Source organism: Actinospica sp. (assembly GCF_035552695.1).
In the GTDB taxonomy this organism is placed as follows: domain Bacteria; phylum Actinomycetota; class Actinomycetes; order Streptomycetales; family Catenulisporaceae; genus Actinospica.
Window position 1 is genome coordinate 1 of sequence record NZ_DASZKT010000244.1, and the last position, 13336, is coordinate 13336.

Here is a 13336-nt window from a genome sequence, read left to right on the forward strand (position 1 = left end):
CTCCGGATCAACCGCACGTTCCGAGCGACAAAGTTCGCCCAACTATCCACGCCGTACCGACGTAGATGACCCTCAAGAGCGTCCAACGATGACAGCAGCGCGGCGACGCCTTCATCCGAAGTACCTATCGCCCCGGCGTCCTCGTCGGCCATGGTCATTCGGCGGAGCTTTCAGTGGCGCTCTGCGCCAGGTCGCCGGCCGGGGCAAGACCAGTCGGGCACGATCCCCAGACATCCTCGCCAGGGTCACTTATCTTGACACCGGTCCCGCCGAGGCCGCAGTAGCCGTCGGGGTTCTTCGCGTCGCTGAGGTACTGCTGGTGGTAGTCCTCGGCGTAGTAGAACTCGGTGGCGGGCTCGATGTCGGTGGTGATGCGGCCGTGGCCGGCCTCGGTGAGGACCTTCTGGTAGGCGTCGCGGCTGGCTTCGGCGGCGGCGCGCTGGGCCTCGGTGGTGTGCTGGATGACGGAGCGGTACTGAGTGCCGACATCGTTGCCCTGGCGGTTGCCCTGGGTCGGGTTGTGGGACTCCCAGAAGAGCTTGAGCAGGCTCTCGTAGCTCACTTCGCGGGGGTCGTAGACGACGCGGACGACCTCGGCGTGGCCGGTGAGGCCGGAGCAGACCTCCTCGTACGTCGGGTTCGGGGTGGCGCCGCCCGCGTAGCCGACGGCGGTCGCGTAGACGTCGTCGTGCCACCAGAACTTGCGCTCGGCGCCCCAGAAGCAGCCGAGGCCGAAGACGGCTTCCTCGTAGCCCTCGGGCTTGCCCTCGATCGGGGTGCCCAGCACCGTGTGCGTTCCGGCCAGGCGGAACGGGCGCTCGGCGCGGCCGGGGAGTGCCTCGGCGGGAGTCGGCAGACGGTCCTTGAACGGGTTGCGGAAGATGCTCACGTACCCATGAACGAGTTTCCAAGCGGGGATGTTCCGCCGTGCGCCGCTAGGCTTGGCCTCATGACGCAGCGCACCGATCCCGACAACCTCGGCTTCTCCTCACTCGCGATCCATGCGGGTCAGGAGCCCGACCCGCTGACCGGGGCCGTCGTGCCGCCGATCTACCAGGTCTCCACGTACAAGCAGGACGGGGTCGGCGGGCTGCGCGGCGGCTACGAGTACTCCCGCTCGGCGAACCCGACGCGCACCGCGCTCGAGGAGTGCCTGGCCGCGCTCGAGGGCGGCCGGCGCGGGCTCGCGTTCGCCTCCGGGCTCGCGGCGGAGGACTGCCTGCTGCGCACCGTGTGTACCGCGGGGGACCACGTGGTGATCCCGAACGACGCGTACGGCGGCACCTTCCGGCTCTTCGCCAAGGTCTACGAGCGCTGGGGCGTCGCGTGGACGGCGGCCGACCTGTCGTCGGTGGAGGCCGTGCGCGCCGCCGTGCAGCCCGGCAAGACCAAGGTCATCTGGGTCGAGACGCCCTCCAACCCGCTGCTCGGGATCTGCGATATCGCCGCGCTCGCCCACGTGGCGCACGACGCGGGGGCGCTGCTCGTCGTCGACAACACCTTCGCCACGCCGTACCTGCAGCAGCCGCTCTCGCTCGGCGCCGACGTGGTCGTGCATTCGACGACCAAGTACATGGGCGGGCACTCGGACGTCGTCGGCGGCGCGCTGATCGCCGCGGACGACGACCTCGGCGCCCGGTTCGCGTACCACCAGAACGCCCTGGGCGCGGTCGCTGGTCCGTTCGACGCCTGGCTGACTCTGCGCGGTATCAAGACGTTGGGTGTGCGGATGGACCGGCACTGCACCAACGCCGCGGCCGTCGCTGAGCTGCTCGAGGCGCACCCGAAGGTCTCCGCGGTGCATTACCCGGGTCTGCCCTCGCACCCGGGCCACGAGGTCGCCGCCAAGCAGATGCGCGGCTTCGGCGGCATGGTCTCCTTCCGGCACGCGGACGGCGAGGCGGCGGCGGTCGAGGTGTGCAACCGGGCCCGGCTGTTCACGCTCGGCGAGTCGCTCGGCGGGGTCGAGTCGCTGATCGAGCACCCGGGCCGGATGACGCACGCGTCGGCCGCCGGCTCCCCGCTCGAAGTGCCCGGCGACCTGGTCCGGCTCTCGGTGGGTATCGAAGACCTCGACGATCTGGTCGCGGATCTGCGACAGGCGCTCTGACACTGCGTCAGTCCGCTGATCACCAGCACCTTGCATCGCATATAACGATATGGATGGGCGGCGCGTGCCGCCCATCCGATGCACTAGGCTGCGCCCGTGGTGGAGGGTATATCCGAACTCAGTGAAGGCGTGCTGCTTGGCGAGCGATATCAGCTCGTGCGCCGCCTGGACGTTTTCTCCGTCGGCGCCGAGCGCGTCGCCGGGGCCGAATACGAGTACTGGCTCGCGGTGGACGTCACGTCCGATGCCGAGGTCGAGGCCGAGGTCTGGATCCAGTTCGCGGCCACCGACGGCCTGCACGCCGGGGGATCGGAGCTGGCCGGGGCGGTGGCGGCGCTGCGCCGTATCAACCACCCGGCCGTGCCGGTGGTGCACGCCTTCGGTGAGTACGAGTTCGAAGTCGACGGGGCGGTGACCTCGGTCGGCTACTGTGCCGTCCCGGCGACGGCTGGCGAGACGCTCGCGGAGATACTTCTGCGCGAGGAGATCGAGGACTGGGCGGAGATCCTGGCCGCGCTCGCCCAGGTGGCCGAGGTGCTCGAACTGCTGGCCGAATTCGAACTCGTACACGGTCACCTGGGTGCGCGCTCGGTGCTGCTGACGGCGACCGAGGGCGCGGGCTACGAGGTCGTAATCGCCGACCTGCCCGCCTCGCTGGCGCTCGAGACGGCGCTCGAATCCGAACTGACCGTCGCCGCGGACGTCTACGCGCTGGCGTGGCTGACCGTGTTGGCGCTGGTCGGTTGGGCGGTGCTGGAGGCCGAGTTCGGCGCCGAATTCGCGGTGACCGCCGAGCTCGAGTCGATGGCCGAGCAGGTCGTGCTGCGGCGCCGTGAGTGGGCGGCGGAGAACCTGGTCGTGCTCGGCGTATCCGAGGCGCTGGCCGAAGTGCTGCTGCTCGCGCTCGGCGAGGCAGGCATTCGCCCGCGGGCCGCGGAGTTGACGGCGGCGCTGCGCGCAGAGTGGATGCTGCTGACGACGGGTGCCGAGGCCGCGGCGGTCGAGGTCGAAGCGATCGAGACCGAAGCGATTGAGACCGAAGCAGTCGAGGAGTTCGTCGCTGAGGAAGTCGTCGCCGAAGAGATCCTCGCCGAGGAGGTCGTGGCGGCGGAGGTCGTCGGCGAGGAAGTGGCCGGCGAGGTAATCGTCGGGGCCGCCGGGAAGAAGCGGAAGAGGTCGGCCGCGGCCAAGGGCGCCGCGGTGGCGGCCGTCGCCGGAGCGGTTGTGGCGGCGGAGATCGCGGAGGCCGGTGCGGCCCAGGCCGCGCAGGGTGCGGGTTCGGCGGGCATAGCAGCTGCGGGCACGGGAAGTGCGGCGGCGAGTGGAACTGTGGGCACGGCAGCCGCGGGCGCGGGAACGGCGGGGGCGAGTGGAACCGCGGGAGCGGCCGTTGGGACTGTCGGCGCGGGCAACGCGGCTTCGACGGCTTCGGTCGGCGGCGCTGTCGCGGGCGGTGGCAACGTCGGTGCGGCGGGCGGCGTGGCTGTCGGCGTCGGTGTCGGCGAGTCCACCGAGGTCATACCGAGGGTGCCGCGCGGGCCTCGGCCGAAGTCCGGAGCCGGCGCAGGGGCGGGCGCCGGGGCTGTCGGCGCGGCCACGTTCTCCGTCGGGTCGGCAAGCGGTTCGGGTTACGGCTCGGGCTCCGGCGGTTCGGGTTCCGGTCAGCACCCGCATCCGCGCAAGCCGAAGCCGGCCGTGCTGATCGGCGCGGGCATCGGGCTCGTGATCGTCATCGCGGTGGTCATCGCGCTCTCGACCGGCGGCTCGTCGAACAAGTCGAACACCGCGTCGTCCGGCAGCATCGCGACGCAGACGGCTACCGGCTCCAAGTCCGCCGGTGCCACGTCGGGCGCGGGCGCCGGCGGTTCCGCGTCGGCCTCGTCCGGTTCGACGTCCGGCTCCTCGACCTCGACGAGCACGTCCGCGTCGGGATCGGAGACCTTCCCGTCCTCGCTGACCACGGTCCCGGCCTCGGCGGGCCAAGCCGTGCAGCAGGTCCAGTCCGTCGTGAACCAGGCCAAGGGCGAGCTCTCGAACACCGAGCAGGGCCAGCTCGGCCAGGTCATCAGTACCCTGCAGCAGGAGATCGGCTCCGGGCAGTCGCTCTCGACCGGCATGAGCCAGTTCTGGGCCCTGCTGCACTCGAACGAACTGCCCTCCTCGCTCAACACGTACCTCACGCAGTACGCGGAGTACCTGTCGGCGAGCCAGGGAAGCTAGGGCAACCAGGCAGGTTCAAGCCGCCACCTGTTCGGCTGATTCGTCGCGCGACTACTACTCCGACGAATCGGCCGAACAGGGGACCGGCGCCCAGCGCAGGTAGAACGTCGCCCAGTTCGTCGCGATCGCGTCGACGCCGTCCGTGCGCAACCTCTGCCACTGGACCCGATCCGCCGGCGTCCACGCCCAGACCTTCAGGGCCGCCGCGTGCCACGACGCGACCCCGGGCGCGGTGACGCCGCGAAAGTCCACGTACAGGATGTGGGCGCCCGCCGCGAGGAGCTGCTGAGCCGTCGGGAAGCTCTTCGTACCAATGGTCTCGAAGAGGTACGCCAGTGCCACGTTCGGCGCAACGGCGTGGAACGCACGCAGGTCCGCCAATGACCAGCCCGCGACGGTCACTCGACTGGCGTAGCCCGAGCTCCGGATCACCTGCGCCAGCTTCGCGAAATCCTGCCGCGGGGTCACGCCCGCCCGGCCCGCCTCGGCCGCGCGGTACGGATCGGCCTCCATCTGCAGCACGATCGGCTTGCCGGTCGGCGCGATCTTCGCCAGGGCCTCGGCCAATGTGTCCGGGTGCACGCTCGGGACTATTCGGCCCGCCGTCGTGTCCGTGGCGTAGCCGCGTGCGTCGAGTGCGACGTATTGCTGGGCCGTCAGATCGGTGATCGGCGTCTTCGGGCGGGTCTCCGACGTCGTGCGGTTCACCGTTGCGTCGTGCAGGGCGACCGGTACGCCGTCACTCGTCCAGCGCACGTCCATGTTGAGGTACGTCGCGCCCTCGGTCGCCGCGGCGACTTCGGCCTGCCAGGTGTTCTCCGGCAGGTTCCGGTCGTCGCCGGTCTCGCCGCGGTGCGCGATCAGCGTGGGGGCGTCGCAGTGGGCGCGATACGTCGCGGCCGCCCCGGTCTCGACGTAGTTCGCTCCGGACGACCGTTCCGCGGGGATGCCGCTGCCGGCGGCGGACTGCGGCGCCGCCGAGCCGCCGCACGCCGCCGCGCACGCCAGCGCCGCCGTGCCCAGCAGCCGCGTGACTCTCCGTGCCCCGATCAACGGTTGTTCCCCATTTCCCCGACGGATCTCGTTCCCGTACCGGATCAGCAGCACGGTAGCGACCGGACATTCTGAACCTGCTCCGCTTTCTCGCCGGTCGCGGTACGGTTCCGTCACAAGTCTGTGCGCGAGTTTGTCAGCGCGCTGAGCTGAGTTGGGCTCAGCAGGTGAGATCATGCGGACATGAGCCGATTCGGTGCGGCCCTCGCCGCAGACCCCGACGCCGCCCGGGCAGCCCGCCGCGCGGCGCACGGGGCGCTCGGCCGGGTGGCGGGCGCGCCCGATCTGGTGGTGGTCACCGCGGCGCTGGCCGATCCGGACGCGGCGGACCGGGTCGCGGCGGCGGTGGCCGAGCAGGTGGCGGCCACCGGGAACGACCGCTGCGCGGTGGTGGGCACGATGGCCGACGCCGTGATGGGGGAGACCAGCCTGGGCGAGGCGGCGGGGCTGGGCCGACGCGTGTTCTCGGACCAGGCGGCGGGGGAGGGCGCCCGGCCAGGCGCGCAGGACACGACGCCCGGCCAGACCTCCGTCGCCGTCTGGGCCGCTCGACTGCCGGGGACGCGAGTGCGGCCGTTCCGGCTACATTCGCACCGCGTCACTAGGCCGTTCGAAGGAACATCAATCGGCGATCATCCGCCGATTGGCGGAATGGCCGTCGGCGGACTGCCCGAGCCCTGGCCGGACGAGCGGGTCGCGCTGCTGTTCGCCGACCCCTACAGCTTCCCGGTGGACGGCTTCCTGGCGCGCTGCAACACCCTGCTGCCCGACCTCCCCTTCGTCGGCGGCCTCGCGCCAGGGCCCGCGGGCTACGGCTCGGCGCGGCTGCTGCTCGGTTCCGAGGCCTACGCCACCGGCGCGGTCGGCGTGCTGCTCGGCGGCGAGGTGCAGGCCGCGATCGCGGTGAGCCAGGGCTGCCGCGCGATCGGGCCGGCGATGACCGTCACGGCCGCGGAGGGCGACGTGCTGCTCGGCCTCGCCGGCCGGCCGGCCTACCAGCGGCTGCGCGAGATCCTCGACGAGCTGCCCGAGGAGCTGCGCGAGCAGGCCTCGACCACCGGCCTGCACCTCGGCATCGCGCTCAACGAGTACGCCGAGTACCACGACAGCGGCGACTTCCTGATCCGCGGCGTCGTCGGCGTGCTGCCGGAGCGCGACGCCATCCAGGTGGGGGACCACGTCGAGGTCGGGCAGACCGTGCGCTTCCAGGTTCGCGACGCGGCGAGCGCGGCCGAGCAGTTGCGCGCGGTGCTCCGCAAGGCACGCCGCCGTCCGGGCTACGAATCGATCGGCGGCGCGCTGCTCGTGTCGTGCCACGGCCGGGCCGCCGGACTCTTCCCGCCGCCCTTCGGCGCGGCACACGACCTGCAGACGGTGTGCACCGAGCTCGGCACCGGAGCCGTCGCCGGCTTCTTCGGGACCGGCGAGATCGGGCCCGTCGGCGGCCGCAACCACCTGCACGGGTACACCGCCTCGGTGCTCGCGTTCGCAGAGGGCGAATGACGCGGCGGCCGGACCGACCCCGGGGATCCCGCCTCCGTTAAGCTGCCCGATATGCAGCAGCGGGCGGTTCTGGCGATCGACATCGGTGGTACGAAGCTGGCCGCGGGGGTCGTGGACGAGGAGGGCCGCGTCCTCGAATACCGTCGCGCGCCCAACCCGAATCCGCCGGGCGGCGAGGGCGAGTCGGTGCTGCGGGCGCTGTTCGCGCTGGTCGACGAGCTGGATACGGACCGCTCCTACTTCACCGGCGTCGGGGTCGGCTGCGGCGGGCCGATGAACTGGCCCTCCGGCGAGGTCTCCCCGCTGAACATCCCGAGCTGGCGCGACTTCCCGCTGCGCGCCCGGCTGACGGAGGAGTTCGGACTGCCGGTGCGCGTGCACAACGACGCGATCTGCGTGGCGGTGGCGGAACACTGGCGCGGGGCCGGGATGGGCGTCGACAACGTCCTCGGCATGGTCGTGTCCACCGGCGTCGGCGGCGGCCTGATCCTCGGCGGGCGGCTGATCGACGGGGCCACGGGCAACGCCGGGCACATCGGCCACGCGATCGTGCACGAATTCGAACCGCAGTGCCGCTGCGGCGCGATCGGCTGCCTGGAGGCGATCGCCTCGGGGCCGAACCTCTCCGCGTGGGCGCACGGCCAGGGCTGGCGTGCGGGCCATTCACCGGAGCAGCGCACCGGCCAGGATCTCGTCGAGGACGCGCGGCGCGGGGACCCGATCGCGCTGACCGCGATGCGCCGGGCCGGGCGTGCGCTGGGCATCGGCATCGCCACCGCGACCACGCTGTGCGACCTGCAGGTCGTGGCCATCGGCGGCGGGCTCTCCCAGGCCGGGCCGCTGCTCTTCGACCCGCTGGAGGCCTCGCTGCGGGAACGGATCGGCCTCGAGTACGCCCGCGCGGTACGCGTCGTGCCCGCGGGTCTGGGGCAGGAGTCGGGGCTCGTCGGCGCCGCCGCGCTGATCCTGCGCCCGGAGCGCTACTGGTCCGCGGACGACAAGGACTGACGGCGGGGACTGGCGGTAGGGACTGAGGAAAAGGGGACGGCCCCCGCGGCGAACGCGGGGGCCGTCCTGGCGACTGGCGACGAGACGGCGTCAGTGCACGGCCGGGGACGGGGTCAGGTCCTCGACCTCGGCGGTCCCGGCGCCCTTGTCCTTGCTCGGAGCGCCCGGCCTGCGCAGCGCGACCTGCTTGAGGAACAAGCTCAGCACGAACGCGATGACCATGATCCCCGCGGCGGTCTCGAAGACCACCGACATGGCGCTGGTGAAGTCGCGCACCACGATGTTGAACAGGTCGGGGATGCCGTGCTGCGCGGCCACCGCGCTCTCCTGCTGCAGAGCGGAGCGGCTCAGACTGGTGCCGCCGCCGCTGCTGGTCAGCTGTCCCGACGCCTGCGGCAGGTCGTGCTTGATGTACGCCGCCAGCCGGTTGCTCAGGATCGCGCCGAAGATCGCGGTGCCGAAGGACTGGCCCATGCTCCGGAAGAAGAGGTTGCTCGACGTGCCCGTGCCGATGTCCTTGAACGGCAGCGCGTTCTGCACGGCCAGGGTGAGCACCGGCATCGTCATGCCGAGGCCGAGGCCCAGGATCAGCATGTACAGGCCGCGGTCGAGCGCCGAGGTGTGCACCCCGAGCCGGGAGAGCAGGAACATGCCCACCACCGCGATCGCCGTGCCGACGATCGGGAACGGCTTGTACTTACCGATCTTCGAGATCGCGATACCGGTGATCATCGCCGCCGGGCCGACGCCGAGCATCATCGGCAGGATCGCCAGGCCCGCGCCGGTCGGCGAGTAGCCCACCACGAACTGCAGGTAGACGCTCAGGTAGATCAGCGAGCCCATCATCGTGATGCCGACGACGAGCGCCATCCCGTTGGACACCGAGAACACCCGGTTGCGGAACAGGTGCATCGGGATGATCGGCTCGCTCGCGATCCTCGCCTCCCAGAACACGAAGAACGCGGTCAGCGCCAGGCCCACGGCGAACAGCGAGATGACCTGCCACGAGCCCCAGGGCTCCTGGCCGTTCGCGCCGAGCTGGGTGGCGAGCAGCAGCCCGCACGCGGCGATCGTGATCAGCACGGCCCCCGCGTAGTCGATCTTGTGCTTGACCTGTGTCTCCGTCACGTGCAGCACGGCCGAGATCACGATCAGCGCGACGGCGCCGACCGGCAGGTTCACGTAGAAGATCCAGCGCCAGCCGCTGATGCCGAAGATGTGCGAGTGGTCGGTGAAGAAGCCGCCGATCAGCGGGCCGATGACCATGGCGAACATGAAGGTCGCGGTGAAGTAGCCCTGGTACTTGCCCCGCTCCGCGGGGGCCACGACCTGTCCGATGATCGTGAAGACCAGCGCCATCAGGCCGCCGCCGCCCAGACCCTGCACGGCGCGGAAGGCGATCAGTTCGGGCATGTTCTGCGACATGCCGCTCAGTACCGAGCCGACCAGGAAGAGCACGATCGCGAAGATGAAGATCTTCTTCGGTCCGAACAGGTCCGCCAGCTTGCCGTAGATCGGCGCCACGGCCGTCGAGGCGAGCAGGTACGCGGTCACCACCCAGGGCATCTCGGCCGAGCCGTTCGCCTTGTCCAGGTCGTTGACGATCGTCAGCAGCGCCGTGGAGACGATGGTCTGGTCCAGCGCGGCCAGCAGAAGTGCCAGCATCAGGCCGCTGAAGATGACCATGATCTGTCGGTGCGTCAGCACCTTCTGCTCGGTGGCTTGGGGCGGTGATATCGCTTCTGACATGGTGGTTCATGCCCCCTTCGGTAGAGTCTCGGCGAGCGCGGCCCGATGGGTCGCGCGTACGGCGTCGTGGTCGGGCATCGTGATCGGCGTCTGCAGGCCCAGGTCGGCGGCCAGCCGCTCGGCGAGTACAGACAGGGTTCTGGCATCCTCGGCGCTCCAGTGGCCCACGGTCGCGCTCAGCCGCTCGATCCGGTGCCGCCACATCTGGTCGACGTGGTCGAGCCCGGCCTCGGTCAGCGCGAGCCGGTGCGCCCGCCGGTCGGTCGGGTCCGTGACCTTCACCAGCCGGCCGGCGTCCTCCTGGAAGCGGGCGTGCCGGCTGACCGTGGACAGGTCGAGGCCGCAGTACTGGGCGATCGCCGAGGGCCGCGAGGGGCCGCGCCGGTAGAGCACGCCGAGCACCATCGACGCGCCGTGGTCGATCTCCTCGGGCTCGGTGTAGAAGCGCTTGATCGCCTGTACGGCGCCGCTGATCGAGCAGATGAGGGTCACCAGATCGTCCTCGGTCATCTTCTCGCCCATGAGCCGGCCCCCGTTCCGCGCCTCGTTCGGATCTCAGAATGCTTGTAGGCTGCAACCATACGATCCGTTGCTTGTGCTCTGCAAGCTTTTTCCGGGTAACGGGCGGCATCGTTATTCTCCTGTTACGCGGACCCGCCGCCGCCGAAAAAGTCCCAACATGTGGACGTGGGCCTTAGCCTGGTCCCGTGTCCAACCCCGTCACCCTCACCGAGATCCGCGCGGCGCAGGACCTGCTCGCCGAGATCACCCGCACCACGCCGCTGTCCTGGTCGCGGCCGCTGTCCGAACATGCCGGCGGCCCGGTCTGGTTCAAGTGCGAGAACCTGCAGCGCGCCGGCTCCTTCAAGATCCGCGGCGCCTACGTCCGGATCCACAACCTGCCCGAGCACGAGCGGGCCCGCGGCGTGGTCGCGGCCAGCGCCGGCAACCACGCTCAGGGCGTCGCGCTCGCGGCCACCCTGCACGAGATCCCGTCCACCGTCTTCATGCCCGCGGGCGCCCCGCTGCCCAAGGTCGCGGCCACCGAGTCCTACGGCGCGCAGGTCCGCTTCGCCGGGACCACCGTGGACGAGGCGCTGGTCGCCGCCCGCGAGTACGCCGAGCAGACCGGCGCCGCGTTCATCCACCCCTTCGACCACCCCGACGTGATCGCCGGCCAGGGCACCGTGGCCCTGGAGATCCTGGAGCAGTGCCCCGACGTCAACACCGTGCTCGTCGGGCTCGGCGGCGGCGGGCTGCTGTCCGGCATGGCCACCGCCTTCAAGGCTCTGCGACCGCAGACCCGGGTGATCGGCGTGCAGGCGGCCGCCGCCTCGTCCTGGGAGCCCTCGCTCGCGGCCGGCGAGCCCGTGGCGATCGGCGGGATGTCCACGATGGCCGACGGAATCGCCGTGGGACGGCCCGGCGACCTGACCTTCGAGGTCGTGTGCGAGTGCGGCGTCGAGGTGCGCACGGTCTCCGAGGAGGCGATCTCCCGGGCGCTGCTGCTTCTGCTGGAGCGCAACAAGCTCGTCGTCGAGCCGGCCGGCGCGGTCGGCGTCGCCGCGCTGCTGGAGTCGATCGAGAAGCTCAAGCCGCCGATCGTCGCCGTGCTGTCCGGCGGCAACGTGGACCCGCTGCTGCTGCTCCGGCTGATCCGGCACGGCCTGTCCGCCGCCGGGCGCTTCCTCTCGCTTCGGCTGCGCGTGCTCGACCGGCCCGGCGCGCTGGCCCGGCTGCTCGCCGAGATCGCCGCCGCGGACGCCAACGTGGTGGACGTGGAGCACGGCCGGGTGGCGCCGAATCTCGCCATAGGAGAGGTGGAGGTCGGGCTCACCGTGGAGACCCGCGGCGCCTCGCACGCCGCGGCGGTGCTCAAGCGGCTGCACGACGCGAAATACCGCATCGAATCCTCGCAGTGACCGCGTGCCGCCGTGCCCGCCCGCGCCGCGCGCCGGGACTATATGTCCAGAGTCTGGGCGAACCACCACCCTAGCTTGGATCTGAACAGTGCCAGGCGTGATACTGGACTGACGTGTAACTAGTGACAGGGCCGGGACCAAACGGGGAACCGGCCCAAAGCCAGGAGGATCCGGACGTGACCTACGTCATCGCGCTGCCGTGCGTGGATGTGAAGGACAAGGCCTGCATCGAGGAGTGCCCGGTCGACTGCATCTACGAGGGCGAGCGCTCGCTCTACATCCACCCGGACGAGTGCGTCGACTGTGGTGCCTGCGAGCCGGTCTGCCCGGTCGAGGCGATCTTCTACGAGGACGACACACCCGAGCAGTGGAAGGACTTCTACAAGGCGAACGTCGAGTTCTTCGAGGACCTCGGCTCGCCCGGCGGCGCCTCCAAGCTGGGCCTGATCGCCAAGGACCACCCGATCGTGTCGGCGCTGCCGCCGCAGGGCGGGGAGAGCTGAGGCGGGTGCCGACGCTCGCCGACCGGCTGCCCCCGTTCCCCTGGGACCGGCTGGCGCCGTACGCGCAGAAGGCCGACGCCCACCCCGGCGGACGGGTGGACCTGTCGGTCGGGACGCCGGTCGATCCGGTGCCCGAGGTCGTGCGCAGGGCGTTGATCGAGGCCGCGGACTGGCCGGGCTATCCGGTCACCCGCGGCACCGACGCGTTACGGGAGGCCGCGCTCGGCTGGATGCGGCGGGTGCTCGGCGTCGCGCTCGAGGGGACGGCGCGGCCGGGCGTGCTCCCGGTCATCGGCTCCAAGGAGCTGGTGGCGAGCATGCCCACGCTGCTGGCCCTGGGCCCCGGCGACCGCGTCGCCTACCCGGTGCCTGCGTATCCGACCTATGAGGTCGGCGCGCTGCTCACCGGTTCCGAGCCGGTCCCGACGCCGTTCGGGCAGCTGCCGGATCCGGCGGGCGCCGCGCCGAAGCTGGTCTGGCTCAACAGCCCGGCCAATCCGCACGGCCAGGTGCTCACCCTCGAGGAGCTGCGCGCGACGGTGGGCTGGGCGCGCGAGCACGGGGCCGTCGTGGTCTCCGACGAGTGCTACATCACACTGGACTGGGACGGACCCGGCGAGCCCGTGTCGATCCTGCATCCGGACGTCTGCGACGGGGACCTCACCGGCCTGCTGGCCCTGCACTCCCTGTCGAAGCGGTCGAACCTGGCCGGCTACCGGGCGGCGTTCCTGGCCGGCGACCCGGGCCTGCTCAAGGATCTGCTGCTGGTCCGGATGCACGGCGGGATGATCATGCCGGGCCCGGTGCAGGCGGCGATGGCCGCGGCGCTGAACGACGATGAGCACGCGGCCGCGCAGAAGGAGCTCTACCGCGCCCGGCGGACCGCGCTGCGCGCGGCGCTGGAGCGGGCCGGCTTCCGGATCGACCACTCGCGGGCGGGCCTGTACCTGTGGGCCACCCGCGGCGAGCCGTGCTGGGAGACGATCGGGGCACTGGCCGAACTCGGCATCCTGGCCGCTCCCGGCGAGATCTACGGTCCCGGCGGTGAGCGGCATGTGCGGCTCGCGCTGACCGCGACCGACGAGCGGATCGCCGCCGCCGTACAGCGGCTCGGCTGACCGGCCGTCACGGACAGGCGCCGGCACCGGAGCGGAACGCGCGCCGGTGCCGGCATTCGGCGTCCTGGCCGCTCCCTGCGAGATCTCCGATCCCGGCGGTGAGCGGCATGTGCGGTTCGCGCTGACCGGCTGGCATGGACGGGCGCCGGC

At 71.3% G+C, this 13336-nt stretch carries 11 protein-coding genes; 7 read left to right on the forward strand and 4 right to left on the reverse strand.

The annotated features are described in order from the left end of the window. Positions 1 to 154: 154 nt before the first annotated feature. Positions 155 to 883 (reverse strand): peptide-methionine (S)-S-oxide reductase MsrA, encoded by a 729-nt coding sequence (msrA, locus tag VG296_RS27470; protein WP_414641143.1) that lies wholly within the window; start codon positions 881 to 883, stop codon positions 155 to 157. A gap of 66 nt (positions 884 to 949) precedes the next feature. Between msrA and VG296_RS27475 the strand changes: the two genes are divergently transcribed. Both VG296_RS27475 and VG296_RS27480 read left to right on the forward strand, forming a co-directional pair. Next, positions 950 to 2110, forward strand: a complete 1161-nt coding sequence (locus VG296_RS27475; protein ID WP_325570717.1) for a cystathionine gamma-synthase — start codon at positions 950 to 952, stop codon at positions 2108 to 2110. Between the two features lie 96 nt (positions 2111 to 2206). After that, complete coding sequence (locus VG296_RS27480; RefSeq protein ID WP_325570719.1) at positions 2207 to 4330, forward strand: hypothetical protein; 2124 nt, start codon at positions 2207 to 2209, stop codon at positions 4328 to 4330. A 54-nt stretch (positions 4331 to 4384) separates the two neighbouring features. On the opposite strand, the gene VG296_RS27485 is transcribed toward VG296_RS27480, so the two are convergent. Next, positions 4385 to 5383 (reverse strand): glycerophosphodiester phosphodiesterase, encoded by a 999-nt coding sequence (locus VG296_RS27485; RefSeq protein ID WP_325570721.1) that lies wholly within the window; start codon positions 5381 to 5383, stop codon positions 4385 to 4387. A 183-nt stretch (positions 5384 to 5566) separates the two neighbouring features. Here VG296_RS27485 and VG296_RS27490 point away from each other — a divergent pair, with 183 nt between their 5' ends. Together VG296_RS27490 and VG296_RS27495 are read left to right on the forward strand one after the other, a co-directional pair. Next, the gene (locus tag VG296_RS27490) at positions 5567 to 6886 is read left to right on the forward strand and encodes an FIST signal transduction protein (RefSeq protein ID WP_325570723.1); all 1320 of its coding nucleotides are present in this window, start codon (positions 5567 to 5569) and stop codon (positions 6884 to 6886) included. 51 nt (positions 6887 to 6937) lie between these two features. Then, positions 6938 to 7894, forward strand: coding sequence for an ROK family protein (locus VG296_RS27495; RefSeq protein ID WP_325570725.1), 957 nt, complete (start codon positions 6938 to 6940; stop codon positions 7892 to 7894). A 90-nt stretch (positions 7895 to 7984) separates the two neighbouring features. On the opposite strand, the gene VG296_RS27500 is transcribed toward VG296_RS27495, so the two are convergent. Together VG296_RS27500 and VG296_RS27505 are read right to left on the reverse strand one after the other, a co-directional pair. Continuing rightward, on the reverse strand, positions 7985 to 9643 hold the full coding sequence (locus VG296_RS27500) for an MDR family MFS transporter (RefSeq protein WP_325570727.1): 1659 nt from the start codon (positions 9641 to 9643) through the stop codon (positions 7985 to 7987). 6 nt (positions 9644 to 9649) lie between these two features. Then, positions 9650 to 10165 (reverse strand): MarR family winged helix-turn-helix transcriptional regulator, encoded by a 516-nt coding sequence (locus tag VG296_RS27505; RefSeq protein ID WP_325570729.1) that lies wholly within the window; start codon positions 10163 to 10165, stop codon positions 9650 to 9652. 185 nt (positions 10166 to 10350) lie between these two features. On the opposite strand from VG296_RS27505, the gene ilvA reads away from it, so the two are divergent. From ilvA to dapC, 3 genes are all read left to right on the forward strand, one after another. Further along, positions 10351 to 11565 carry a threonine ammonia-lyase gene (ilvA, locus tag VG296_RS27510; protein ID WP_325570731.1) on the forward strand — a complete coding sequence of 405 codons (1215 nt, stop codon included), beginning with the start codon at positions 10351 to 10353 and terminating at the stop codon, positions 11563 to 11565. A gap of 176 nt (positions 11566 to 11741) precedes the next feature. After that, the gene (gene fdxA, locus VG296_RS27515) at positions 11742 to 12068 is read left to right on the forward strand and encodes a ferredoxin (protein WP_325570733.1); all 327 of its coding nucleotides are present in this window, start codon (positions 11742 to 11744) and stop codon (positions 12066 to 12068) included. A gap of 5 nt (positions 12069 to 12073) precedes the next feature. Then, positions 12074 to 13186 carry a succinyldiaminopimelate transaminase gene (dapC, locus tag VG296_RS27520; protein ID WP_325570735.1) on the forward strand — a complete coding sequence of 371 codons (1113 nt, stop codon included), beginning with the start codon at positions 12074 to 12076 and terminating at the stop codon, positions 13184 to 13186. Positions 13187 to 13336: the final 150 nt, after the last annotated feature.